This is a genomic window from Yersinia vastinensis (assembly GCF_902726565.1).
GTDB lineage: Bacteria > Pseudomonadota > Gammaproteobacteria > Enterobacterales > Enterobacteriaceae > Yersinia > Yersinia vastinensis.
This window is the reverse complement of sequence record NZ_CACVAF010000004.1, coordinates 247,090-272,662: the sequence shown is the minus strand read 5'-3', so window position 1 is coordinate 272,662 and position 25,573 is coordinate 247,090. Positions and strand designations below refer to the sequence as shown.

The following is a 25,573-nucleotide window of genomic DNA, read 5'->3' as shown; positions in this document are numbered from 1 at the left end:
CTGAAAGCCTAACGTTGTCGTGAAATATTGGGAATATGCAAAAAGATAACAGTCATACAGGTGCTTAAGATAGCGGGTGTTAATACCCGCTAGGGTCATCAAGAAAGGTGAGACAAGACCATTTTAGTTGCCTCTGCCAACACATCGCGGCGCGGTTTCGCGTCTTTTTCTCGTTGCGTAAAATAAATGACTAAAATAATAGGGGCGCCTGTTGGTGGCCAGAGCACCGCAATATCATTAGTGGTGCCATAATCGCCACCACCAGTTTTATCACCAACAATCCAGTCAGCTGGCGCTCCAGCACGAATAGTTTCCCCTCCAGTGGTATTCCCTTTTAGCCATATGGCTAACTGCTCTCGTTGTGCGGCGGGCAGAGCATCTCCCAACACTAATTTATTCAGACTGGCGGCCATTGCTGCGGGAGTGGTTGTATCGCGAGGATCATTTGGCAGGGCCGTATTTAAATCAGGCTCGAGGCGATCCAATCTGAATGTGTGATCGCCGATACTACGGGCAAATTCATTCACCGCAGCTATTCCACCGAGTTCTTTGATTAATAAATTGGCGGCAGTGTTATCACTATATTGGATGGTTGCTGCACATAATTCTGAGACAGACATACCTTGAGCCAGATTTTTACGCGTGATGGGCGCATAGGACAATAAATCACTTTCATGATATTTGATGTGTTTATTGAGCAGATTAGGCTGAGATTGGCTTTGGCCCAATACAGCAGCAGCTAGCATAAATTTAAATGTGCTACAGAATGGGAAACGCTGAGTACCACGATACTGAATTTTCCGTCCATTGGCAGTATTAATCATCGCAATACCGAGAAGGCCATTTGATTTCCGTTCGAGTTCAGCCAACTGTTTGTCCAATGACTCGGGGGGCGTGGCCCAAGCAGGTAGGGCAAAATGAGTTAAGGGAAGGGTAATACCGGCTAATAATAGCGAACGCCGCAGCGGTGAGTGTTTCATTCCTGAATCTCGCAATTAAAGGAGGAAACGGCATTATAGATGTGATGACGGAAAAGCTGAAACCTGCTTTTTATGGCGTAGGGAAAATAATAAAAAAGACCAAATGGCAGGTTCACTGGCATTCAGCCTTTATATCTTTGAATAATGATAAATTAGGCCAAGGCTTTGGCTTTCAGTTGCTGGTACTCACTTTCAGTAATTGTGCCTTCGTCCAATAATTTTTTGGCGTCAGCAATCTGTTCAGCCGGTGATTTACCTGCAACATGGCGAATATACTCATTCGTGTCTGCGACCGACTTCTGGACCGATGCGCGATAACGCTGCGCCATGCCTTTTCCGCGAGTGATAAGATACACAAGGGAGGTAAGTAACGGTATAAACAGTAAAAATATAATCCATAAGGCTTTATAAAAACCACCTAGCTCATGGTCTCTGAAAAGGTCAGAAATAACCTGAAACAAGATCAGTAAGTAGGCAATAAAGAAGAAAATTGAAAATGTGGTTGCCAGAATATCCCAAAGCGTCAAAAAATGAGCTGTCATACGTTCTCCTGAAATCGAATAAATTAAGGAAGCATTTATCGTAAAAAAATTCCCTAAATACTTTACGCAGTCACTCGTGGTATTAAGTTTCCTATTAATAATAAGTACATAATTGAGAGAACGTCAAATTCTAGTTTGATGTCAAATAGATAATTAAAGTTTAAATTTTTGCCGCTTCGGGCAATTTGCGCAATCGTTGACCGACATACAAGGCCAGCAGTAACAAGATGGCGATAAACCCAACGACCCCAGTCCACCCTAAATTAAGCCAAAAAATACCGCCTAATGTTCCTGCAACACTCGAACCGGCATAATAACAAAATAAATATAGTGATGAGGCTTGCGCTTTCGCACGGCGGGCGCGTCGTCCAATCCAGCTACTGGCAACCGAGTGGGCGGCGAAAAAACCAGCAGTAAAGATCATCATACCAATTAAGATCGTAATGACGGGTGAGAACCCCGTCATTATCACCCCAATCAACATCATACCGATTGATGCCATTAATACTGGTCCACGACCATAGCGACTGGTTAACGCACCCGCTTTGGGTGAACTATAAGAACCTGTTAGATAAACAATCGATAATAAACCGACTACGGCTTGGCTGAGATAATACGGCGGTGACAGCAAACGATAACCAATGTAATTAAATAAAGTCACAAAGCTGCCCATGATCAAAAAACCTTCGGCAAACAGCAATGGCAAACCTGAATCGCGCCAGTGCAACTTGAAATTGATCACTAAAGTGCGAGGCCGTAATGATGTGGGCCTGAAATGTTTCGACGCGGGAAGAATGCGCCAAAACATACAAGCCGCAGCTAAGGCAAACAAGCCAATCACCGCCAGTGCGATACGCCACGAGAAGAAATCACTCAGAACCCCGGTGACCAAACGGCCACTCATACCACCAATGGAGTTACCGCTGATATACAACCCCATAGAAAGAGCCACAAAGCTTGGGTGAATTTCCTCACTGAGGTAGGTCATTGCCACGGCCGCCACGCCGCTGAGGGACAAGCCAATCAATGCCCGCATGAACAAAATGCCATGCCAACTCGTCATAAATGAACAAATTAACGTGCAGATAGCGGCCAACATCAATGCGACGACCATGACTGACTTTCGCCCAACGGCATCAGATAGAGGGCCAGTAAACATTAAGCCAAAAGCCAACATCCCGGTTGCGGTTGAAAGCGATAAACTGCTGCCCGCAGGTGAAATATTAAAATCCTGCGATAGCAGTGGCAAAATCGGTTGGACGCAATAGAGCAGGGCAAAAGTGGCAAGTCCGGCTGAAAAAAAAGCGAATGTGACGCGAATAAACTCTGGTGTACCGCGTTGAATATAAGGGCGTTTAGTTAAACGAGAGACTTTTGATTCAGCCACTAACGTAGTGGCATCATCATTTGCTGCAAGAGTCGGCCCTAAGGTATCCGTAGGGCGCAAAGAGGTGGTCACGGTATTTCCTTAATCAAAATCATAACGATCTGCTTCAATAGCAAGATCATAGAAATAGCTAAGTTTTTTGTCTAATATATTAATTATTAAAAATAAGACGTTTAAAGTATTAATGGGGTTGGATGAGCATAGAACTCAGGCACTTACGTTATTTCATTGCGGTAGCAGAAGAGTTGCACTTTGGAAGAGCTGCGGAGCGTTTGCGCATTTCACAACCCCCCCTAAGCCAACAGATTCAAATTCTGGAGGAGCAAATTGGCGCCCGGTTGTTCGCACGTAATAACCGTAACGTCAGTCTAACCCAAGCAGGCGAGCTGTTTTTGAAAGAGTCTTACCAAATTCTGGCTCAAGTGAATACCGCATCAGAAAAGGCCGCACGCCTACATCGTGGTGAATCCGGTGAATTGACCATCGGCTTTACGTCATCTGCTCCTTTTATCAGTACAGTGTCGAAAAATTTACGTGCTTTTCGCCAATTACATCCACAAGTGCATATTAAAATGCAGGAGGTTAACACCAAACAGCAAATTGAGCCGTTGTTGGATGGACGACTTGATCTTGGTGTAATGCGCAATACTCGCTTACCGGATGCTCTACAATACCGTTTGCTGCTGCGCGAACCTTTGGTTGCCGTTGTCCACAAAGAGCACCCGCTCGCTGCATTACCCAGCATCAAATACCACTCATTGGCCGAGCAGCCTTTTGTTTTTTTTGCTCGGGAAGTAGGCACGGCTTTATATGATGAAATTCTCACGTTGTTAGCGCGTGCCGGCATCACGCCTTATATTACTCAAGAGGTTGGGGAGGCGATGACAATTGTCGGCTTAGTCTCTTCAGGTCTAGGGGTTTCAATCTTGCCAGCATCATTTACTCGAGTAAAAGTGGATGGAGTGAAATATTTGCCTCTAGCCGAAGAAAGCGCCACCACCGAAGTATGGCTGGTTAACCATAAGCATCGGCCTGTGACCGCGCCGGCAGAAGCATTGATTCGCCTGATGGTTGCAGATCTCTCTGGCCTGACTTCGTATAAATAACCATCATCGCGTGCAAGAAAATCGGTGATTATGTGCAGTAAATCACATAACTAATCAAATAGTTGACGCCATATGCTAAAAGCCCCAACATAGCCGATAATCTTTATTTAGAAGCGCGAAAAATACTCGGTGGCAGAGAAGGAGCCGGTTTAGTGATAACGGATGGACAGCCTGGGCATATTGATCAAATCAAGCAGACCAATGCAGGGGCCGTTTATCGGCTGATTGATTTGTTCGGCCCGATATCCCGCATTGAACTGTCTAAGAGGGCGCAACTGGCCCCCGCCAGTATCACAAAAATTGTGCGTGAACTGGTTGAAGCTCATCTGGTCAAAGAGACTGAATATCAAGATGTGGGTAGCCGCGGGCGGCCAGCCATTGGTTTAGTCCTTGATACTGAAGCTTGGCACTATGTCTCTGGGCGTATTAGTCGCGGGTCTATTACTCTCGCGCTGCGTGATCTCAGCAGTAAATTAGTGGTCGAAGACCAAATTCCACTGCCTGATTGCCATCCGGAACCCCTCCTTAGCCGTATTCTTAGCGAAGTCGATCAATTCTTTATTCGTCATCAGGAAAAACTTGAGAGACTGACTGCAATCGCAATTACCATGCCAGGCATTATTGATGCGCCTGCCGGTGTTGTGCATAAAATGCCGTTTTATGACGTAGACGAAATGCTGCTTGGGCCAGCGCTTGAGCAACGAACGGGATTACCTGTTTACCTGCAACATGATATTTGTGCCTGGACGATGGCCGAAGCGCTGTATGGTGCCTCGCGTGGTTGCCAAAATGTTATTCAGGTGGTGATTGATCATAATGTCGGGGCCGGCGTTATTGCCGCTGGGCGAGTATTGCATGCGGGTAGCCGCAGTGTGGTTGAAATTGGCCATACCCAAGTCGATCCTTATGGTAAACGCTGTTATTGCGGTAATCATGGTTGCCTTGAAACTGTCGCCAGTATTGAAAATATGCTGGAAATTGCACAACAGCGATTAAATGGCTCGATGAGCTCGTTATTACACGGTTCGCCTTTAAATGTTGAGTCTTTATGTGATGCCGCTTTAGCTGGCGACCAATTAGCGAAAGATATTATTTTGGGTGTCGGTCACAGTGTTGGGCGAATTATTGCCATAATGGTCAATTTATTTAACCCAGAAAAAATTTTAGTGGGTTCACCACTAAATAAAGCAGCGTCTATTCTACATCCGGCAATCGCATCTTGTATTCGCCAACAAGCATTACCTGCTTACAGCGAAAATATCCTTGTTGAGCCGACAGCCTTCTTTAATCAAGGAACAATGCCGGGTGCTGCATTAGTAAAAGAAGCATTATATAACGGCTCATTACTGGTGAAATTACTGCAAGGATAAGGTACTCACTAATAATTAAGAGTTAATTATTAGTGAGTACCTGCAGTGTATTTCTCTACATTATTTGATGTCATCCGTTAAAAACCTTCCTCAGTTCGGTAAAACATTGCGCTAACGCAAGCTGTCAATTGCTAGCTTCGCCTAGACTTTTATCCATGTTGCCAATTTCGCTAATGTTATGCGAAAAGACGTGAGTCGAAGAGGCTAGATTGCGGAGTATTGTTATGTTAACGCGTGTATTTGTGACGGGGACCGACACTGCTGTTGGTAAAACCATAGTGTCACGGGCCTTACTTCAGGCCTTGAGTCAAAATGACAGAACAGCAGTAGGCTATAAGCCGGTCGCGACAGAAAGTAAAGAAACACCTGATGGATTGCGTAATCAGGATGCGTTGATTTTACAGAATTCATCTTCAATTGACGTTGATTATCAGGATGTTAACCCATATCCTCTGGCTAGCGATGTTATCCATGCATGCACGGATACATTGATTAATTACGACAGAATGACACAAGGGCTACAGCAATTATCTGATAAAGCAGATGCTGTTGTGGTCGAGGGTTGCGGTGGTTGGAAAGTCATGATGAATGACCAACGCTTTTATTCTGATTGGGTAATACAAGAACAATTACCGGTTATTTTAGTGGTAGGTATTAAATTAGGTTGTATCAATCATGCGTTATTAACAGCACAAGCCATCATCAATGATGGATTACCTTTATTAGGTTGGGTCGCTAATCGTATTAATCCGGGGCTGGCGCATTATGCTGAAACAATCGCGATGCTACGAGAACGTTTACCGGCACCACAGTTAGGACAATTGCCTTATCTGCAACATCCAGAACAAAAACCACTGGCACAATATTTAGATCTGACAGCAATAAATAGATAATATATTTATCGCCATAGCGTTACTGTTGGTTAAATTAATTATTTCCGTTAGCTTTGGCTATTATCAGCTTATTTTAGCGCGAATGATAGACAGAGATAGGGCGCAACCAGCGTGCTATTGTTGTCGAAATAACGCAGGCTAAAAGTAGCCCAGGGAGTAGGGTGTATTCGCCCGTCATTTCACAAACCATTAATGCGGCCATTATGGGAGCATGAGTGGTAGCGGCCAACAAAGTTGCCATACCGGTCAATGCCATAAGTACGGCGATGTTGTCGCCCAACACTGGCCACCAAGCTAACATCTGTCCACACAACATTCCCAACGCGGCCCCGACAAACAGTGTCGGGGTAAAAACCCCGCCCGGTGCGCCCGAACCACTGCTCGCTAACACCGCCATTAGTTTGCATATCAGTATGCCGCCAATAAGTAAAACACCGGGTGGCGTGGTCAAAAATGACTGTACGACACTGTAGCCATTTCCCCAAACCTCAGGAAAAATAAGAGAGAGTAGCCCAACAATAATTCCCCCAAGAGCAAGTTGTAATGGCGGGGATAAATTCAATGAACGAAATGCATGCCCACTGGCGCTCATGCCTCTAAGAAATAGTGGCCCACAAAAACCGGCTAATAATCCTAACAATCCCATGACTAAATATTGTATTGGCCAAGGGGATGGCAGCGCTTGCACTTGATAAAGCGTATCTTGACCACCGTGCAGCAGATTCGTGGTCAGTAGTGCACTGACCGCAGCGATAACCACCGGGCCAAGAGATGCCAACATTAAGGTGCCAAACAAAATTTCTGCAATAAACAGACTGCCTGCCAGAGGGGCATGATAAGCACTGGCCATCCCGGCTGCGGCACCGCAGGCTACCCAAAGTTTCCACTCTTTCGGTTTGGCGTAGCGCTGAGCAAAAACAGAGGCAAATAAAGCGGCCAAGAGCACCATCGCACCTTCTCGACCAATGGCGCTACCACTGGATACCACCAATAAAGAGGCCAGCGACTTAACCAAACTAGCAGAAACATCTAATCGGCCATCGCCTGTTTCAATGGCTTCCATATAATCGGTTGGGGCACTGGGCTTTCGATGTTGGTAACGTTGGTATGCCCACAGTAAGGAGCCGGCAGCTAAACCGCCCAATGCCGGAGTCAAAGCTCGCCGCCAGCCAGTAATAGAAGAGGCGGCAGCGACCAGACTTCCATCAGTTCGGGCGAATAATAACCACTCTAACCCCAACATGGCTTGATGGAATAACCACACGATCAGCGCAGACATCATGCCGAGCATAATGGCGATCAGCAGCCGGCGCAGCATGACTCGGTAGTAATACAGATGAGCGGGTCGTTTCATTTAACAAAACTGCCGGACATATTGAGGCAAACCCCATATTTTCATCATTGTTAAAACAAAAGGGCGCACCCCAAGGTACGCCCACGCCCGGATAAGGACGAAGAAATTACTCGCCGTCGGTTATGCGGGTATAAACAATTTTCTGAGTATCATTTTCGCAATGCCCTACAACTTGCCCACCGGCTTGTTGCACCTGATCATTGGGAACAATCTCCAATTCAAAACCAGATTCGGGCACGCCATTGCTAATGATTTTCTGCGTGATCTCTGCTTTTACACTTTCACAAGATGCTAAAGCAGCTAATGGCGCTAGAGAGAGTAGCAATGTGCTGATAATAAGCGTTTTTTTCATCATAAAATCCTTATGTGGATGAATAGCTTGCCTAACGTATTGATTCTTAAACTGTACCTAAAGGATAGCCCAGACTCACTTAACCTCAAGTAAATCTGGGTCATTGCCATCAATTACGGATTAATCTGGCGACCGGACAAACGATCCAAGCAACGTTGGGTATTGGGTTCCCAATAGGCGTTCAAGTTTTCGCTACGCTGACAGTTATCTTTCGCATCTTCAGCACGATCATATTTATCAAAATTCTTTTCTACTCGGTTATTCACTTTATTGCGTAGACGATGGGTATCATCCCATTGTTGCTGACTTTGGCGTGCCTGTTCTTTTGACATTGGGTCATTGTTCCCACCGACAGACACGCAGGTGCTGCCTTGAGTACACGTTGCCGATTGTGCCAATGCAGGTGTTTGCCAAGTGAGCGGCAATGCAAGCGCTGCTATGGGTAAAAAAGCACGGATCAAGCGTGGCAGGCTATTTATCTTCATCGTCTTAAGTCCTTTATGAGTCGGTGATGTTAAATCACATATAATTAATGACACGCTATCAGCGGATAGAAAAATTATATCATTGCTCATGGTCTATACACTAGCTAGCGACAATCTTGTTTAGGATCTGTAGAGTGACTAAATGTTACTTTTTATTGTTGTTTAGGCTGTAACTCATTGGCAGGACAACAAAGAGATCTGACCGTGTTAAAAACATCGTTGCTATTTTTTGTCACCGCATTAGCTGAGATTATTGGCTGTTTCTTGCCTTATTTATGGTTGCGCAAGGGCGGCACAATTTGGTTATTGTTACCCGCAGCGGCCAGTTTAGCGATATTTGTCTGGTTATTGACATTACATCCCGCAGCAAGTGGGCGCGTTTATGCCGCATATGGCGGGGTTTATGTTGCGACAGCATTAATTTGGTTGCGTGTTGTTGATGGCGTGAAACTTTCTGCATTCGATTGGATTGGTGCAGGAGTCGCGTTGACTGGCATGCTGATTATTGTCGCGGGGTGGCGAGTCAATTAAGGGCGGGGTGGTGATACCGCCGCCACTTTGTTCTTTGCCAAATTAACCTTCGCGGTGAATACTCAATCCAGCAAAGGACTGACTGACTGGCATCATTTCCAGTGAGTTGATATTAACGCGAGGAGGCAGGGTTGCTACCCAATAAACCGCTTCGGCAACATCTTCAGGTGTTAGCGGGTTAGCGCCACTGTAGGTCTTATCAACCTTTTCTTCATCACCTTTAAATCGAACAGCTGAAAATTCAGTGCCGCCCACCATACCTGGTTCGATGTCCGTCACGCGGATATGAGTTCCGTGTAAGTCGGCACGTAGTCCTAGGCTAAATTGTTTAACAAAGGCCTTGGTTGCACCGTAAACATTGCCGCCAGCGTAAGGCCAGTTGGCCGCAGTAGATCCAATGTTAATAACATGGCCGACATTTCGCGCCACCATTGCAGGCAATAAGGCGCGAGTCATATTCACCAAACCTTTGGTATTGGTGTCAATCATTGTATCCCAATCTTCAACATTGGCCTTGTGAGCCGGTTCCAGCCCCAATGCCAGACCTGCATTATTCACCAGCACATCAATGTTTCTCAGACCAGCAGGAAGATCCTCAATAACTTGTTGAATCGCAGCGCGATTTCTTACATCTAAACGTACCGTATGCAGCTTATCACCCAGTTCAGCTTTTAACTCATCCAGCCGTTCCTGACGACGGCCAGTCGCGATAACTTGATGACCTTCGTGAATAAATTTGCGAGCGATAGCCTCACCAAAACCGGAGGTCGCGCCAGTGACGAAAACGATCATATGCATTCCTTATTTTCCGTTGCCAACAATATAATTGATATGGATTAACACACTCATGGATTTGAAAGCCACCACGATAGCCCTATGTTGTCTTTCCGCGTCTGATAGGTTTCTTACGCACTTCGTCGCCTGCATCCCGGCTAAGCGCCAATGTATCTACTACCGATAGTAATGCGACCACACCAATAACCACAAACGCTATCTGGAAATTTTCCAGTGGGATCATTCCCGCCCGATAAGGATGGAACCACTCAGCAATCCGTAACGCCAATGCGCCAATCGCAATACCCAAGCCGATTGCTAGTTGTTGGGCCATATTGGACAGTGTGTTGGCACCGGCCATTTTGGGTGGTGGTACTTCAGAAAATGCTAATGTATTAAGTGCCGTAAATTGCATGGAACGCGTCAGTCCGCTAACAAAAAGTAGCATTATAATTAGCGTGTTAGGAGTGTCTGGTGTGATTAGTGCACAGGCAAAGATAGTGGCAGCATTTAGCAAGCCATTGACAAGCAGTGTCGGGCGGAAACGAAAGCGATACAGAATAGCTGAGGTAAAAGGTTTCATGGCAAGATTACCGGCAAAAACGGCTAACACCAGTAAACCAGCACTGAAGGCGCTTAATCCAAAACCAATCTGGAACAACAGAGGCAGTAAAAATGGCACTGCACCAATCGCCATGCGGAATAGACCACCACCCCAGACTGTGACGCTGTAACTTTTTATCTGCAAAGCCCACAAGTCAATTAATGGGAAAGCCTGGCGTTTTGCATGATAGACAGCACAAGCACCGAGCATCAGGCTACCTGCAATACAAAACAGAGGGACTAAACGCGAGAAACTTTGATGATTAAACAGCTCCAAACCGAACATCAAGCCGAAACAAGCTGAACCCGTTAATAAAAAGCCGAGAGTATCAAATGGAGTCTCTTTCTGAGGTGACTCCTGCGGAATAAGTCGCCAAGCCAACCACAATCCAATAATTCCCAGCGGGACATTTAAAATAAAAATCCAGTGCCAGGAGGCATAGGTAGTAATAAAACCACCTACTGGTGGCCCAAGAATAGGTGCCACCAGTCCCGGCCAGGTAATTGTGGCGATGGCTTTAATCAAATCTGCTTTAGCTGTATTACGCAAGACAATCAAGCGGCCAACAGGCACCATCATAGCGCCACCAAATCCTTGTAATATACGCGCGCCCGTAAACTCCATCAGATTGGTACTTAAAGCACAAAGCACTGATGCTAAAGTGAAGATCACCATAGCAGCCGCAAAGATATTACGGGCGCCAAAGCGATTAGCAATCCAACCACTGGCAGGAATAAAAACCGTCAGCGTGAGAATATAGGCTGAAATACCAATATTCATATCAATAGGATGCACGGCAAATGCTGAGGCCATCTGCGGCATGGCCGTAACGATGACCGTCCCATCAAGATTTTCCATGAAGAAAGCACCAGCGACTAATAGTGGCAGCGCCGAACTGCGTAGTGCTGAGTGGCTCATAATAAACACCTGAGCAAATGCTGATAATTGATTGATTTTAATATAAATAAATAGAGCCATCCAAACACTGGAATCATGTTTCAAATCCGGAATATTTTATGAGATATTTTGAGCATACCGGATTCAGGTAAGATTAAATAGTAGAGGAGGGTGACGGTGTCACAAATAATCGGGGAAATCGTTGAATATATTCAGACCCCCGGTGAGCATTCCGCGGGGGTCTGTAGAAAGGTTATTCAATAAGGACCACTGAAAATGATTACTTTTTCTTATACACATCGGCAGTGGCATGGATCTTATTATCAGTATTCGCTGATGTAATTACGTAATAATCGCCACCCAGTTCATCTGCTTTTTTTGATAACTCTTCTCGAGCATCCATTGGTGCCAATTCATTGGAAGTAACAATATTCCCAATTTTCTCATACTGACTAGGGTTTGCATTGAGATCTTCTTTAGTCAACAGTTCTGCTGATATTGCACCAGAAGAAAACGCACCCAGAACAGCTAACATTGTCATTGTTTTCAATAATTTCATAATATTCCTCTCATAAAGATAGCTAAGAACCATATGGAACCGTATTAAGTATTGTTCCTATAATTGGTTTTATCCAGTCGGCCTTATGTATTTCGGATTATTGCAGACTCTGAGTGGTCATTGTTAGATTGAATTGATGAGAGAAAGACATCGTTATGGTTAGTAGACCAACCAAGCTCAAATTAATGAACTTGTCATGATAAAGGTTAAAACTCGACATTCTGCCTATCTTTATCTTGGTGCGCATAATGTATATTATGTTAAATTTAATTGAAGCCCCGGGCCTGTCGCTTTCTACTCTCTTACTCAGTCATCATCAGATGAACAATGACATGTTCAGCCCACCATTACGACATAGCGTTCAGGCAGTCAGATCATGACTTTCAGTAAGCAAGTCGTAAATCTCCTCTGAAGATAACGGACCAGAAAGAAGCACGCTGACCCAGTGTTCTTTGTTCATATGATAAGCAGGTAAAATCCCCTCTTTTTGCCGTAATGACCCAATGAACTCAGGTCTAACTTTGACCTCCAGTACATCGATTTTATTCTCTGTCTTCAGTCCCAGTTTCGTGCCTGGTACGTTCATCACAATACCGAACCATTTTTTGCCGTCATGATGACGGAGCACGGCATAACTTGAAAACTTACTCCATAGGTATTCCGGATCTGAGTTGAAATGTTCCCGTGCATAATTGAAGAGTGTCTCTCTTTTCATCATTACTCCTGCATTCAAAAATTGTATGGGGGTAACGTACCATATCTCCCCTATTCTTCAGAGGATTGTAAATTTAATCGTGGCTTGCGCTACGTGAATTCTGCACTTCTTGCAGGGTCTTAGTGGGCGAGAATTCACGTAGATGCATCTACATTCGTCATTAAATTGTTTGAAGTTAGAGTTAATTAAGCGCCTAACAATGATAATTTAATTCTTTAGTCATCAACGAGATACCCGAATTCCGCCCTCAACACCTTTAGGGCTAAGTAACACTTGCCAAAGTTGGATGTTTCTCGCACGAAAAGCGCCGGCACAGGCGTTGAGATAATAAGTAAACATGCGATAAAAGCGGTCGTCATAGTTACTTTTAATCTCTGGCCAACTCTGCTGGAATGTATCGAACCAAGCCATCAGCGTGCGGTCATAATCAGCTCCAAAATTATGCCAATCTTCTAATACAAATAGCCCCTCACTCATGGAGGCAATTTGTGTTATCGATGGTAAACATCCATTGGGGAAAATATATTTGTTTATCCAAGGATCGACATTAAGGTCTGTTTGATTGGAGCCGATGGTGTGCAACAAGAATAAGCCCTCTGGTTTGAGGCTGCGAGATGCAACCTCAAAATAAGTGCGATAGTTCTTCGGGCCAACATGTTCAAACATCCCCACAGAAACAATGCGATCAAATTGCTCATTAAGATCACGATAATCTTGCAGCCGAATTTGTACATCTAATCCCTTACAGCGTTCCTGCGCCATTATCTGTTGTTCGACCGAAATCGTTATTCCCTTCACAGATACACCGTATTCTTTGGCTGCAAATGCAGATAGACCGCCCCAACCACAGCCTATATCGAGTAACGTCATGCCGGGTTTGAGCTGTAACTTTTCGCAAATCATCCGCAATTTAGCTTGTTGGGCCTGCTCTAAGGTTTCAGCTCGATCCCAATACGCGCAGGAATATTGCATATAGGGGTCGAGCATACGGCTAAATAAATCATTGCCTAAATCATAGTGTTCTTTACCTACGATCCAGGCACGCTTACGTGTTTGAAAGTTAAAGAGACGCGCGGAAGCGATGCGGATGATATCACTGAGGCGCTTAGGGAGTTGAGTATCAAGTTCGGCCGCTAAAATAGATTGGAAAAAAATATCTAAGCGATCGCATTCCCACCAACCATCCATATAGCTCTCACCTAATCCAAGAGAACCTTCTTGTAATACCCGCTGGAAAAACTTTGGATTGTTAACTCGAATATCCTGTGGTCGGTTTCCATTTATTGCGATCCTTGCCTGACTCAGCATTTCCGCCGTAATTCTGTACCAGTGATCTTGTTTTAATTCTGAATCAATGCAAGTCGAACTCATTATTCATCCTCTCTTTCATTCTCAACAACATAACTCATTCAGTTTACTCAATAATCCATAAGAGCATTTATAAGTACATATTTTGATGGAGATACACCAAAGTAAGACTTAAATGCTCTAGAGAAGGAGCTTTGACTTGGAAAACCTAGTGTCATGCTAATTTCTTTTAATGTTGTATTGCTATTTTTTAATTCCAAAACTTTATTAAGTGCATGGTATAAACGTTCACGTTTAATATATTTCGATACTGATATTTGATGATGGTAATCAAATTCCCTCAAGAAGTAAGAGCGTGAATAACCGGAAATAGAGACAACATCGGATGCTGCCACCCTCTTCCCATTTTCTATTTTATTTGATATCCATTCCCTTATTTCAGGAAATGTCGATAGCACGACTTTTTCTTTAAATTGTCTTTTCATTTTATTAACCATATTCCGATATACAAGAATAGCAATTAGACGAATTCTATATAGATAACACCCGCTGGGTTATTTATAGAGTTTTTGAATTATAGCGATACTCGCTTGGCGACATATTAAAGTATGTTTTAAATGTCTGGCAGAATGTACTTTGACTTGGGAATCCCATTCCTTCACTAATCTCACTGACTTTTAAATTAGTCCATATGAGTTTACTTGCTGAAATTCTTAACCTTTTCTCTCTAATGTATTGAGATAAACTGATTCCGATGACTATTTGAAATTCACGCAAGAAGTAAGAACGAGAATATCCCGTAATGACAATAACGTCGGTAGACTTTATTCCGCGGTGAATATTCTTTTCAATCCAACATAGGACATCTGGAAAGCTTTGAGTAATAAACTTATCTTTAGCCACAGAGTTACCTCGAGTAGTAACCATTGCTTGTTGGTGAAAGGAAGACATCATGATTTATTTTTGCTTCAAAAATCAGCGCTTCAGTCGGGCAGGCAAATTGGAATTGTGCATCTAATATAAAATTATTTTTTACTTCTTGAATCTTGTAGGAGATTTTGCATCGATGCATTTCAGTAGTGATTCTTCTTGCTTTTTGATCTAATTCACCTAAAAAATTAAAAAGAACTTCTTTATTGGTGAATTCTTTACAAAGCGAAATTGTCCTTTTCTGATGGTCGATAGTGTAGCTAATATCAACGATTACCCCTCTTTTTTCTATAACAGTATTCATATTAAAATCCTATATTAGTGGTTTCAATAGACTATATAATTATTATGAAAATAGATAAGACTACAAAAATAGCGCCCATACAAAACAGACTAAAAATAGCACTAAAGCGATAGCAGGAATTATTGTGGCTTGGCTAGACTTCTCCATGATTCTAATCCTTAATCACCATCCATTTATTTCGTTGTTTGATGGTAACGAGTTAATTTGCTGGGTATTAAATAATTATGAATAAATCGTACTGAGACATAACTAATGACTAATGTTGCTACTACAGCTTCTAACGTCGCGATTCTATGCAGCTGTTGAGCGTATTCAATTGCCTGTGGATATTGTCCTACCAGATTGGCCATTTTATAGAGTGCTGTCGCACCGATAGCCATCGGGAAAGTAAAAGCAGCATAACCGGGGCTAAAAGGCAGCCGCATTAGGCGGAAGAAAGCACAATAAATCACTAGTGTCATTAGCAAGGCAATCCCCAGCAATATGGCACAGAGCAATAAAGATGGCTCTTTAACCACAGTGAGATATCCGGCTAATGATAGACTGGCAGGTGCGGCCATGATGGCAATTGTTGGTTTTGCTGCATCGGGGACTTCATTACGAAACATGAAACGATAAATCATCATAGGCAACATCAGCAGATAACTTACCATACCAATAGCTAGCAAAATCAATGCAAAACTATGAAATGCGTCACTGGGGCACATCACATCTGCCACAATAATACCGACAGGCGGTATAAACCAGCTCGGTACCATATGGTGTAAGTTAGGCTCTTGTGCTCGATGATAAATGAAAAGCACCAGTGCAATTAAGTGCACAATAACCGCCCCCAACCAAAGCACTTCACCCGCTGTCGGGGAGAAATTACCCAGTGCTTTAGACACAACCATGGCGGCCATTGCAAAGGTTGGAACAATACTGCCCACTACGGGGTGTTTAATATCCTGATGTAGGGTATCGGGATGAAGAATAAAACGCATAATCATCACACACAGCAGACCTGCTGCAATCAAAGCTCCGACGTTTTGCCCTGCTCCTTCAAGGGGTAAAGCATTTTCTAAACACAAACCTAAGCTGGCAATCCCTAAAGCTAACCCCGCAACTGGCGTCGGCAATCCCCGAACTTTGTGATGCATATATCTCAACACGTTATTACCTCGATTTTTCATCTCTATCTACGGCAAAAATTATAGCGATAAGGTATCATTTAAAAAATCGAGTTATTAATTACAACAGGTTTAGAAAAACTAAACGATGAATATTACTTTTAAGCAGCTTTCCGTTTTTGTGTCTATCGTGCGCCATGGCAGTATGACACTTGCCGCGGATTCAATATTTATGACCAAAGGCGCTGTCTCCCAAACTCTAGCTGAATTAGAAAATCAGCTAGGTATTCGTCTATTTGATAGGCAACATGCGCGATTAATTATCAATCATGAAGGAAAAAAGCTGCTGCCTGTGGCGGATGAGCTATTAGCGCGTGTACAAGGCGTTGAGCAACTGTTTGATGAAAAATCACATGATATTCATCTTAATTTAGGCTGTACTAAAACTATTGGCAGCTATGTATTGCCAGATATGTTGACCAAGTTTGAGAACAAATATGGCTGGCTACCTCAATCGGTCATCGCAAATACACAAGAAATTGGTGGTATGTTGAATAGTTTCGAGATTGACGTTGCCCTATTGGAAGGGCCGACAACAGAACCCAATCTCATTTGTGAGCCTTGGATGGAAGATGAGATGGTGATTATTGTGAGTAAGAATCACCCACTGGCCAAAGAGAAAATAGTGTCTTATGAAACATTGAATCAGGAAAGCTGGATTCTACGTGAACGTGGTTCTAGCAGCCGGGCTTTTTTCGATAATCAACTTGCATTACATTTACATAATCCGCATGTATCCCTTTCGCTTAATGCCTTTGATGCCATTCTCTCCTGTGTAAGAAATAATTTAGGCATTACATTTATCTCGAACAGAATACTCGCACAACCATTCTATAAAGGGCATTTTGTTCAACTTGAAACCGAGCATCGTTTTTATCGTAAACTCACGCTTTGTTATCATAAAAGCAAGTTTATCTCACCGACGCTACGTTCTTGGATTGCCTTTAGCCAATTATGGGCCACTCGACTCTCCATTCCCTGAACCGAATGTGATTTATCGCTCATGCCGGAATATCTATCTCACCATCCGGCATAAATCAGCCCTTATTCATCTGGAACAATGGGAAGCCGTTGTTTAGTATGTAGGTATTCTGCTTACGCTATCAGTAAATCCGGTATTTATGAAAAAACTCATTAAACGGCTGGAGATCATTAAAAGCGCCATTGAGCTTGAAGATGACGAAATAATCCGACACCAACTTCCTTATCTTAAAAGTGAAACTCAGGATGCTGTACTTGTCTTTATTGCCATGTCCATTGAGCAAGGTAAATTTTCCGCCGCGCTAGAGGCTATTTCCGCGTGGTTGGGAAATAAACAAGCGGTAACCGAGTGGCAAGATCTGGAGTTGGCGGCCTGTAAATTAGAATTAAAAGCGCTAGAAGAGCAATTACGCGAGTTAATCGATAAACGTAATGAGCGTATTCAGTTACTGGATGATTTTAACGACCTCTACCTTGTTCGCCTAGGCCCATTAATGAAGCAAATTCTCCATTTGCGTAAGCAATTGGCGGAGAGCACGTTACGAAAAGCGGAAGCCGAAGCGCGCCGTCGGGAGCGCGATTATCGCCATTGCCAACAATACATCGCCCAGGCTATTGATGAACTTGCCTCGTTAAAACAACGTTGGTTAGACCTTTCCGCTATTTCCAGCGAAACCGTTGAAATACGAGAACAAATTCAGCAACAAACGGCGCTTGTGACAGCACTTCTGGCTGAGATTAAAGAGTTGGAAAATGGCTTTAACACGCGAAACACTGAGTCAACGCGCAAAGCCCGCGAAGAAGCAAAAGAGAAATATGAGAGCTATCAAGAGCAGCAAAATGATGCTGAACAGCGACACGATAATAACCAGAAACTCTCAGCTGATCAGCGCCAAGAATTGAAACGTTTGTGGCGGCAAGCCAGTCGGCTTTGTCACCCTGATTTAGTGGCGGATGAATTTAAAGAGAAAGCCCATCAGCTCATGGTACAACTCAACCAAGCTCGTCAACGAGGTGATTTCTCTGCCATTCATCAGTTGCTGGAGAACCTAAAGCAAGGGCTTGAGCCACTGATGTCCAGTGACCTTATTGATGATCTTGAGCGGCTGCGGCGTAAAATTAATGAAGTTCGACATCAAATTGATGCGATGCTGCGTGAATTGGCCGCATTGGAAAAAGAAGAGTCTTGGCGGCTTGCCACCTCCCTGCCCGATAAAGATGGCTGGTTCAAAGAACAAGAAAGCGTCCTTTCGAAAACGCTCAATATCCTAAAACGACAAGTCGCGGAAGTCTCAACGGTGCTGTATGAAGCATGATGTCAGTTTAAACGACATCATGCTTCCCACAATATAAAGACATTGGGTCAGCTAACTTTTTTGCGGTTATTGGCCCAGTAACTGTTTCACATCCAGCAGAATAAATTCGTTATCGTCGGCCTCATTGGGTTGACGGCTGGAGGAGAACGGAAAGTTATTATCATTACCGACAATAATATGAGTGCCATCGACGACATCAACATTTTCAATGGTGAAGAATGGGAATGTCAGCACACCGTTATTTAGGGGCTTACGCGCCAGATGTTGTGGATCTTGAATGTTCAGTAAATCAATATAAGCAACTTTATCGACCGGTTTCCCGACGTTATCCTCCGAAAATGCAATTTTGTATACGCGTTTGAACTTGGCCGTTTGGCTAAAGCAATTGTCTGTCGGTGCGCCAGCTACACAAGCTTTGTCCGCCGTACCCTCACCATTGTCGCGTTCGATAACTAGCCCATGCGTAGTGTCAATCATATTGAAATCGCCAATAGCATTCTGGTTATCCTCCAGGACATATTGCCAACTGCGCCCTGTCCATTTCTGCTGTTTTACATCAAACTCCAGCACACGCAGGTAGCGTTTACCGTCAATATTCTCAAACTTGTCGCCGTCCCACAGTGCCCCTTCCAGTATCGGGTATAACTTGCTGCCATCAGGCGATGCGGCCATTCCTTCAAACCCTTTTGAGCGTGCTACCTGGAAGTTCTGTTTAGCATCTGGGGCACCGGGTAATGTAAGTGTGGGATTGTCTGGTGACTTCACTACCTTACCGTCAACCTGTGTCTCGAAGACGGCCAGCACTTTACCATTCAAATCAGCCTTAATCAGGTACGGGCCGAATTCATCGCCAATCCATAGGGCATCATCGGCAAACTGGAAACTTTCGGGGTCGAAATCACTACCGGTCAGATAACGTTTTTCGGTGCTTTCGTTGACGATATGAAAAGGAACGTTTTTATCCGGGTCGTGTAAAAACAGGGTTTGCAACGGTGTGACACTGCCATTTTTGAAATCAATATTGTAGTGATTGAGGTACAACATAGCATCCGGCGAGTTGGCTTTACTGCCAAATCCGTTATCAGTTAGTACCCAATAAGTGCCGTCTGGCATGTGCTTTATGCCGGAATGTCCTTGTAGGGGTTGACCGCGAATGGGTAGCCCGATGCCAGTGAGGCGATCAGCTGATTTACCCGCCACTGAGCCTAACGTCGTGACTCGTTGACCTCGGGTGTATTTGCCACTTTCTTGTAAATCGTTGGGCGCATCTTGCGGTGCTGCGACAACGGATTTCACAGGTAAAACGGCATGCCCAGCAAGTGTAGCCGGCACTTCAACCGCTTGTGCTGCCCATAAAGAGGTACTGAACGTAATATGGCTTGCCAGTAGTGCCAACCTAAATGTGGTCATTTTCATGTTAAGTTCCCTAATTATTGTTATTGCCCAAAGGTTAAAAGCCACCTCACTATAGGGAGCCTGAATGACAGAAATATTATCCCCGTTATTCTCTATCAATAGGGAACGATTGGTGCATAATCACTCTGAGTATTATTAAGTTCGTATTCATTCTCAAATAAGGTAATCATGATGAAAGATAACGAATATCAGCCACCGAAAGTCTGGACGGAAAACAGTGCCAGCGGTGGTGTATGGTCCAAAATCAATCGTCCAACGGCCGGTGCTCGATATGAAGCAGAACTCCCTGTTGGCAAGCATCCTTTGCAACTCTATTCATTGGCGACACCGAATGGCCAGAAAGTGACTATTCTGTTGGAAGAGTTGCTGGCGTTAGGGGAAAAAGGGGCCGAATATGATGCCCATTTGATTCGTATCGGTGAAGGTGATCAATTCTCAAGTGGTTTTGTTGCCGTCAATCCCAATTCGAAGATCCCAGCCTTGATGGACCATTCAACTACCCCGCCCGTCAGGGTGTTTGAGTCAGGGGCCATTTTGCTTTATTTGGCGGATAAATTTGGTCATTTCTTACCAAAATCCCATGCTGGTAGAACGGAAGCGCTGAACTGGCTGTTCTGGTTACAGGGCGCAGCGCCTTATCTAGGGGGAGGATTTGGTCATTTCTATCACTATGCGCCAGTGAAGATTGAATACGCTATCGACCGTTTTACTATGGAAGCGAAGCGCCAGCTTGATTTGCTCAACACGCAGTTGGAAACACACGAATATATTGCTGGTGATGAGTATTCAATTGCCGATATCGCTATCTGGCCATGGTACGGCAATCTGGTTTTAGGCTTGCAATATGACGCTGGGGAGTTTCTGGATGTGAAGTCCTATACCCATCTAATTCGCTGGACTGAGGCCATTGCCAAGCGGCCTGCGGTACAACGTGGTCGTATTGTTAATCGCACTTGGGGCGCACCAGAAGAACAGTTACCGGAACGCCATGATGCATCAGATTTTGACCGTTTATAGTGTGTAAATAGATGAAGAGGATACGGATATCCTCTTCGGTACTTAGCCGTTTTCAAGCATTCTTTTCGTTCGATAGAAGAGTAACAGCAGCACAAAAGCAATCACCGTCAAAAAGATTACATAAGCCCCATAGGTTGGTAGCATTTGCGCCAGTGTTTGCCCCCGCAGAGCAAAGTCACGATAAAAGCGGTATTGCCACACGAGCGGGAAAGCATAGCTGAGGTAATAGGCCCAAAGCGGCAGGAAACCAACCGCCATGGTTGCACCGCCCATAATAAACCCCGGAGGAACAAGAAAAGTCATCAGGCTAGCCCCTTCTCCTGGGTGTTGCGTTGACCAGGAAAGAATCAATGCCAACCAACCGAAAGCCAGCCCCGTCATGAAGATAGTCGGAACATATGCAAAATAGTTACCGTCAAATCTCAGTTGGCCAAAAAGCACCAACAAAGCGCTAACAACCGTAATGCCGGTGGTGTAAAAGAAAGCATAAGGCACCATTCGACACATTAATGCCAAAGGCCCTCGGTTAAATATCGCCGTCTTCCAAGCTCCCGTGACTTTCAATCGCCCTACCACCATCAGTGTTGCCAGCCCATAGAACAATGAAGAGAAAAAATACACAAATGCGATGCTGGTTGAGTTAGTGGCGGTATTCGTCGGGTTAAAAAGATGTCGATTTTTAAGCTGCATTGGGCTTAGCGCCGCCTCAGTGCCCTCTCGTCCAAGCCCCAATGAAGAGATACGCAGCGCGCCAATCTCTGCGCCAAGTTCTGGAATGTATTCATTAAGATTTTGCAGTACCTCGGCATTTTGCGCTGAATTACTGTGGTCAGCAAAATAACCCAGACGCACGGTTTTATCGCCCGTTTTCAGGCTTTTTTCTAACCCTTTGGGAATATAAAGCACGCCAATATTGCGATCATGTGCCGTCAATATTTCAGGGTTTACTGGCGTCCGTAATATCTGAGTGACTTCAATATAGGAAGACGTATTTATCTTCTGAATTAATTCAGCCGAATACTGAGAAGCATCAAGATCGATGACGGCAATTTTACCTTCAAATACTGTTGAGTGAGAAAACACCAGTGAAAACAGCAATGCAATGACACCCGCAACCACGATAGCCACCTTGTGGTAAGGCATAACATGCCCGGACATCATTGCAGCCACCTCGTCGTACATGGATTTAACGATGTTTTGCATCATTCACCTCAAGCGTCATTCCGGTGAGCAACTGTGGCTTTTCTTCGGTGTAAATCCGTACCTGATAGGAAGTTAAATCCGCCTGACCACGTTCCCTAGTCATACGTAAATCGGCAAAAGAGGCCGCTGCGCTGGCAAAACGCACAATGCCGTTAACCTGAGTATCCAGTGCCGGCACCTTGGCTGTCACGATTGTGCCGGGCGAATATGCGCCAACACTGTTTTCATTGACATAAATATCAACGTATTGGCGATCGGTCTCCAACAGTACAGCAGGTGCGCCCGCGGGAACCATTTCTCCTGACTCATAAAGGAGCTTAAGCACTTTACCCGCCTCTGGTGCGGTCAGTGTCAGGCGCTGATGGTTAATTTCCAATTGCCTCAGCTCCGCCTGAGATTGATCCAACTGAGCTAAGAGTTGGTCCAGTACATTTTGCCGGTTCTTGATTGATTCACGCGAGTTGGCAATTGCCTGAAGTGTCATGCCCTGAGCACTGGCCTTATCTGCGAGATTTTTTATTTGTGCTGGTGTGGTGCCAATCATCGCTGACGCTAACTGACGCTCTGCCTGTACCACCGCCGAATGTGTCGTGGTTAACGCGCTGCTCGCTGTATCCAGCATGGATTGCGAAACACTGCCGGTGTTATGCAATTTTGCAATACGGTTAAAGTCGGTACGAGCAAGGTTTTCACTGGCACGAGCAGCACTTAAGGTGGCTTGGATTTCCTCTATTTTCCGCCAGGAAGAAACCTCCGTTAATTGAGTTTCATTGCTGGCAATTCGGATGGCCGATTCTTCCTGACGGATAAGCGCTTCTTGCGAGCGGATAACCGCTTTAAGACGATCAAGGGCGATATTGCTATCCCTATCATCCAGAACCATCAGGATATCGCCCTTTTTCACCCGCTGAGATTCTTGAACTTGCCGCGTGATGAGTTTTCCACCCACATTCTCAAAGGCGATGTTAACGTTGTCGGCTGTCAGCACCCCTGATTTTAGATTTTGTGCCACAGATACCGCATCATTCCTTGATCCGAAATAGATAAGACTTGAACCTAGGATGAGCAGGCCCAAAAAGGTCACTGCGGTTTTTAGTATCGGTTTTGATGCATTATTTTGTTCTGGTTTCAATTTATTTAGCCGACTAAGTATATGATTAAAAAAAGGCCATGGTAGGTAAGCCACGAATATTTATGGTTTTTTTCGCAGTAATTTTTGTAACATTGAAATCAGAGTTTCGCGTTCTTGGTCATCAAGGACCTCGGCAAAAGAGTGAATGGCATTAAAGTGACCCGGTAACGCTTCTTTAATGAGTCGACGGCCTGCGGGACTTAACGCAATTAAGCGGGAGCGGCCATCTGCCAGTGTTCTGGTCATGGTAATCAAAGGTTCAGGCGCGGTAAGCATGCGTTTGACCATCACGGAAACCGTTGCAGGCGCGACTCCAATTCTAGACGCCAACTCGCTGGCTGCGGTTTCACCTTCACCGTAGAGCGACATTAATAGAATGAATTTACCTTCTGAGATGTCATAGTCTTGGGCTAGGCGATCATAAATATTTGATCGAATTAAATCTGCGGTAGTAATGAGATTGAGAACTAAGTCCACACCCGAAACGTCGCTGCCAAGGTTCTCTTGGCGCTGAACACGGGCCAGAACTTCACGGGTGGGAAGATCCCTTGCTTTATAATTCATCGTATTTGCATCATTTTATTTAGCCGGCTAAATTATAGCTAGCCCAAGAAAAAATACAACACAGAAAGCACGGTGAATTGAGCCTGCAAGCTCAAGATGCTAACTCCCCACCGCCTACAAAGGGAGTTTTCCCGGCAATCTTCATCACTTCCGCCCCCAACGTGACAAAAGGTGCACGCCGGCTGGCATAGATTATCCCCCCTGCCTTCGCTCGCACGGCTTTGACAGTATCCGTGATCGGGTCAATGATTTCAGCCACCACATCTTCTTTTTCTACCCATTCACCGGGCTGGCGTAATAACAGCAACAGGCCACTGGCTGGAGCAGTGACAATTTCGCCTGCGGAAAACGGCAACATAACGACATCGCGCTGCGGGATATCCGGCTTATCGGCGGCAATGGCCCCGCGATACTGCAAATAGTGATAAATACGTTCAGCATCTGCACTGGCCAGTGCATGGCTGACATCTTGCTGCCCGCGCAATTCTACCGTCACCGCCATACAAGCTGGTGCGAGGTCTGGATATTGTGCTGTCAAACGATGCCACGGCAAACCACAAGCTTCATCAAAAGAGCCGCCGCCACTGTCTTGTGATAACAGCACAGTGTCGATATGCAAAAACCGGGCGAGTGTCTCGACTGGCTCACGCCAAGCGGGATCAGCATATAAATGTAGAATGGCGCTATCATCACAATGCAGATCCAGCACCAAATCAGCATCACAGGCTAACATCAGCAAATGTTGGCGCAATGCATCAACTTCACTGATTGCAGGTAAATCGTGTAGTATCTCGAGCATCGCGCCACGTATTTGTTGCAGCCTTTGAGAGGGGGTTTGGCTGACGGTATATTGCCCCAACCTCGGTTGAGTCAACTTGGCTAAATCGGGAAAATCACGATTAAAATTACGCCCACTGACCAAATCAAAACGGCCGATTCCGCTGTTAAGCAGCACTTGCGCCATCCCTACCGGGTTAGCGATGGGTACAATAATTATTTCGCTCTGAATTTCTGCTCGCCGTTCCGCCTGGCTTAGTAATCTTTTAAGATAATGTAATACCAGCATTCCGGGAAGTTCATCGGCATGCAGACCAGCCTGTAGGTAAATTTTTTCCCCCACCCCGGGCTGGCCAAAATGAAAACTGGTTAATTGACGCTGCCCACTTAGGGCATGTTCAGGTAACTTATAATGATTGATTTTCATTGGACGTCCTATCTGTGGAAAAGAAAGCCCGGCTTGACCGAATTGACAAAAAAATCCTTGAAATCCTGAGCCAGGATGGCCGTATCTCTTATCAGAAGCTGTCTGAACAGGTCAATCTGACTGCACGCCCCTGCCTGGAGCGAGTTCGATTATTGGAGCGCGCCGGTATTATTCGCGGTTACAGTGCCATTATTGAACTGCCAGAACCTGAACACGCCTTTGTTATTCAAGCGCAAATAGCCTTGGCCGACCACGGTCACTCTCAGGCAGCCTTTGAGCAAGAAGTGCGCAAAACACCTGAAGTGTTGGACTGCTGGCTGGTTGGCGGCAGCTTCGATTTTCTGGTTCGTATTGGTTGTCGCAACATGGAACACTACCGGCTACTGGCTGATACTTGGCTGACCAGCAAGAAATTCCGCGTCGATAAAATCGTCACCATCACCGAGCTACAAGCGATAAAACGCGCCTAAACTTGGCTTG

General features: G+C 44.9%; 28 protein-coding genes. 8 read left to right on the top strand and 20 right to left on the bottom strand.

The annotated features are described in order from the left end of the window. Positions 1–98: 98 nt before the first annotated feature. The 3 genes from bla to HUZ92_RS08090 form a co-directional block, all read right to left on the bottom strand. A complete protein-coding gene (gene bla, locus HUZ92_RS08100; protein ID WP_128451549.1) occupies positions 99–980 on the bottom strand; it encodes a class A beta-lactamase in 882 nt (293 codons plus the stop codon). A gap of 152 nt (positions 981–1,132) precedes the next feature. Continuing rightward, positions 1,133–1,522 carry an SHOCT domain-containing protein gene (locus HUZ92_RS08095; RefSeq protein WP_050097702.1) on the bottom strand — a complete coding sequence of 130 codons (390 nt, stop codon included), beginning with the start codon at positions 1,520–1,522 and terminating at the stop codon, positions 1,133–1,135. Between the two features lie 160 nt (positions 1,523–1,682). Continuing rightward, complete coding sequence (locus HUZ92_RS08090) at positions 1,683–2,981, bottom strand: MFS transporter (RefSeq protein WP_050097701.1); 1,299 nt, start codon at positions 2,979–2,981, stop codon at positions 1,683–1,685. Between the two features lie 122 nt (positions 2,982–3,103). Between HUZ92_RS08090 and HUZ92_RS08085 the strand changes: the two genes are divergently transcribed. The 3 genes from HUZ92_RS08085 (at position 3,104) to bioD (ending at position 6,278) form a co-directional block, all read left to right on the top strand. Next, on the top strand, positions 3,104–4,015 hold the full coding sequence (locus tag HUZ92_RS08085; protein WP_050296158.1) for a LysR family transcriptional regulator: 912 nt from the start codon (positions 3,104–3,106) through the stop codon (positions 4,013–4,015). Positions 4,016–4,167: 152 nt separating this feature from the next. After that, complete coding sequence (mlc, locus tag HUZ92_RS08080) at positions 4,168–5,385, top strand: sugar metabolism global transcriptional regulator Mlc (RefSeq protein WP_050097699.1); 1,218 nt, start codon at positions 4,168–4,170, stop codon at positions 5,383–5,385. 224 nt (positions 5,386–5,609) lie between these two features. Continuing rightward, complete coding sequence (bioD, locus tag HUZ92_RS08075) at positions 5,610–6,278, top strand: dethiobiotin synthase (protein WP_050097698.1); 669 nt, start codon at positions 5,610–5,612, stop codon at positions 6,276–6,278. 73 nt (positions 6,279–6,351) lie between these two features. On the opposite strand, the gene clcB is transcribed toward bioD, so the two are convergent. From clcB to HUZ92_RS08060, 3 genes are all read right to left on the bottom strand, one after another. Continuing rightward, complete coding sequence (clcB, locus tag HUZ92_RS08070; RefSeq protein WP_050097697.1) at positions 6,352–7,632, bottom strand: voltage-gated ClC-type chloride channel ClcB; 1,281 nt, start codon at positions 7,630–7,632, stop codon at positions 6,352–6,354. A gap of 106 nt (positions 7,633–7,738) precedes the next feature. Then, positions 7,739–7,984: a DUF1161 domain-containing protein gene (locus tag HUZ92_RS08065; RefSeq protein ID WP_145579978.1), complete on the bottom strand. Its 246-nt coding sequence runs from the start codon at positions 7,982–7,984 to the stop codon at positions 7,739–7,741. 113 nt (positions 7,985–8,097) lie between these two features. Continuing rightward, the gene (locus HUZ92_RS08060) at positions 8,098–8,469 is read right to left on the bottom strand and encodes a DUF1283 family protein (protein WP_050097695.1); all 372 of its coding nucleotides are present in this window, start codon (positions 8,467–8,469) and stop codon (positions 8,098–8,100) included. A 204-nt stretch (positions 8,470–8,673) separates the two neighbouring features. On the opposite strand from HUZ92_RS08060, the gene HUZ92_RS08055 reads away from it, so the two are divergent. Continuing rightward, entirely contained in the window at positions 8,674–9,000 is a 327-nt protein-coding gene (locus tag HUZ92_RS08055; RefSeq protein WP_050097694.1) for a YnfA family protein, read from the top strand. Positions 9,001–9,042: 42 nt separating this feature from the next. Here the strand turns inward: HUZ92_RS08055 and ydfG are convergent, their stop codons facing one another. The 9 genes from ydfG to HUZ92_RS08010 form a co-directional block, all read right to left on the bottom strand. Continuing rightward, positions 9,043–9,792 carry a bifunctional NADP-dependent 3-hydroxy acid dehydrogenase/3-hydroxypropionate dehydrogenase YdfG gene (ydfG, locus tag HUZ92_RS08050; protein ID WP_174846807.1) on the bottom strand — a complete coding sequence of 250 codons (750 nt, stop codon included), beginning with the start codon at positions 9,790–9,792 and terminating at the stop codon, positions 9,043–9,045. A gap of 82 nt (positions 9,793–9,874) precedes the next feature. After that, complete coding sequence (locus tag HUZ92_RS08045) at positions 9,875–11,296, bottom strand: MFS transporter (protein WP_050140634.1); 1,422 nt, start codon at positions 11,294–11,296, stop codon at positions 9,875–9,877. Positions 11,297–11,555: 259 nt separating this feature from the next. Beyond that, positions 11,556–11,834 carry a DUF1471 family periplasmic protein YahO gene (yahO, locus tag HUZ92_RS08040; RefSeq protein ID WP_050097691.1) on the bottom strand — a complete coding sequence of 93 codons (279 nt, stop codon included), beginning with the start codon at positions 11,832–11,834 and terminating at the stop codon, positions 11,556–11,558. Positions 11,835–12,195: 361 nt separating this feature from the next. Continuing rightward, complete coding sequence (locus HUZ92_RS08035) at positions 12,196–12,549, bottom strand: MmcQ/YjbR family DNA-binding protein (RefSeq protein ID WP_145579957.1); 354 nt, start codon at positions 12,547–12,549, stop codon at positions 12,196–12,198. Between the two features lie 222 nt (positions 12,550–12,771). Beyond that, a complete protein-coding gene (gene cfa / locus HUZ92_RS08030; RefSeq protein ID WP_050097689.1) occupies positions 12,772–13,920 on the bottom strand; it encodes a cyclopropane fatty acyl phospholipid synthase in 1,149 nt (382 codons plus the stop codon). A 47-nt stretch (positions 13,921–13,967) separates the two neighbouring features. Continuing rightward, positions 13,968–14,342 (bottom strand): helix-turn-helix transcriptional regulator, encoded by a 375-nt coding sequence (locus HUZ92_RS08025; RefSeq protein ID WP_050296160.1) that lies wholly within the window; start codon positions 14,340–14,342, stop codon positions 13,968–13,970. 73 nt (positions 14,343–14,415) lie between these two features. After that, on the bottom strand, positions 14,416–14,760 hold the full coding sequence (locus HUZ92_RS08020) for a helix-turn-helix transcriptional regulator (RefSeq protein WP_145579956.1): 345 nt from the start codon (positions 14,758–14,760) through the stop codon (positions 14,416–14,418). 4 nt (positions 14,761–14,764) lie between these two features. After that, a complete protein-coding gene (locus tag HUZ92_RS08015; RefSeq protein ID WP_050097688.1) occupies positions 14,765–15,091 on the bottom strand; it encodes a DUF406 family protein in 327 nt (108 codons plus the stop codon). Between the two features lie 173 nt (positions 15,092–15,264). Then, positions 15,265–16,242, bottom strand: a complete 978-nt coding sequence (locus HUZ92_RS08010; protein WP_174846806.1) for a TDT family transporter — start codon at positions 16,240–16,242, stop codon at positions 15,265–15,267. A gap of 106 nt (positions 16,243–16,348) precedes the next feature. Between HUZ92_RS08010 and HUZ92_RS08005 the strand changes: the two genes are divergently transcribed. Beyond that, positions 16,349–17,242: a LysR substrate-binding domain-containing protein gene (locus tag HUZ92_RS08005; RefSeq protein WP_050097686.1), complete on the top strand. Its 894-nt coding sequence runs from the start codon at positions 16,349–16,351 to the stop codon at positions 17,240–17,242. Between the two features lie 139 nt (positions 17,243–17,381). Beyond that, complete coding sequence (locus HUZ92_RS08000) at positions 17,382–18,557, top strand: coiled-coil domain-containing protein (RefSeq protein ID WP_128451553.1); 1,176 nt, start codon at positions 17,382–17,384, stop codon at positions 18,555–18,557. A gap of 66 nt (positions 18,558–18,623) precedes the next feature. Here HUZ92_RS08000 and HUZ92_RS07995 read toward each other — a convergent pair whose 3' ends face one another. Further along, a complete protein-coding gene (locus HUZ92_RS07995; protein ID WP_050296163.1) occupies positions 18,624–19,973 on the bottom strand; it encodes an esterase-like activity of phytase family protein in 1,350 nt (449 codons plus the stop codon). Between the two features lie 171 nt (positions 19,974–20,144). Here HUZ92_RS07995 and yghU point away from each other — a divergent pair, with 171 nt between their 5' ends. After that, positions 20,145–20,990: a glutathione-dependent disulfide-bond oxidoreductase gene (gene yghU / locus HUZ92_RS07990; protein WP_050140636.1), complete on the top strand. Its 846-nt coding sequence runs from the start codon at positions 20,145–20,147 to the stop codon at positions 20,988–20,990. Between the two features lie 42 nt (positions 20,991–21,032). On the opposite strand, the gene HUZ92_RS07985 is transcribed toward yghU, so the two are convergent. From HUZ92_RS07985 to HUZ92_RS07970, 4 genes are all read right to left on the bottom strand, one after another. Further along, positions 21,033–22,193, bottom strand: a complete 1,161-nt coding sequence (locus tag HUZ92_RS07985; protein ID WP_050140637.1) for an ABC transporter permease — start codon at positions 22,191–22,193, stop codon at positions 21,033–21,035. After that, positions 22,177–23,205: an HlyD family secretion protein gene (locus tag HUZ92_RS07980; protein ID WP_050097681.1), complete on the bottom strand. Its 1,029-nt coding sequence runs from the start codon at positions 23,203–23,205 to the stop codon at positions 22,177–22,179. The genes HUZ92_RS07985 and HUZ92_RS07980 overlap by 17 nt, the downstream gene beginning before the upstream one ends. Before the next feature lie 180 nt (positions 23,206–23,385). After that, positions 23,386–23,889 carry a MarR family winged helix-turn-helix transcriptional regulator gene (locus tag HUZ92_RS07975; protein ID WP_050097680.1) on the bottom strand — a complete coding sequence of 168 codons (504 nt, stop codon included), beginning with the start codon at positions 23,887–23,889 and terminating at the stop codon, positions 23,386–23,388. 91 nt (positions 23,890–23,980) lie between these two features. After that, positions 23,981–25,093: a succinylglutamate desuccinylase/aspartoacylase family protein gene (locus HUZ92_RS07970; RefSeq protein ID WP_050097679.1), complete on the bottom strand. Its 1,113-nt coding sequence runs from the start codon at positions 25,091–25,093 to the stop codon at positions 23,981–23,983. Positions 25,094–25,107: 14 nt separating this feature from the next. Here HUZ92_RS07970 and HUZ92_RS07965 point away from each other — a divergent pair, with 14 nt between their 5' ends. After that, the gene (locus HUZ92_RS07965) at positions 25,108–25,563 is read left to right on the top strand and encodes an Lrp/AsnC family transcriptional regulator (RefSeq protein WP_050097678.1); all 456 of its coding nucleotides are present in this window, start codon (positions 25,108–25,110) and stop codon (positions 25,561–25,563) included. Positions 25,564–25,573: the final 10 nt, after the last annotated feature.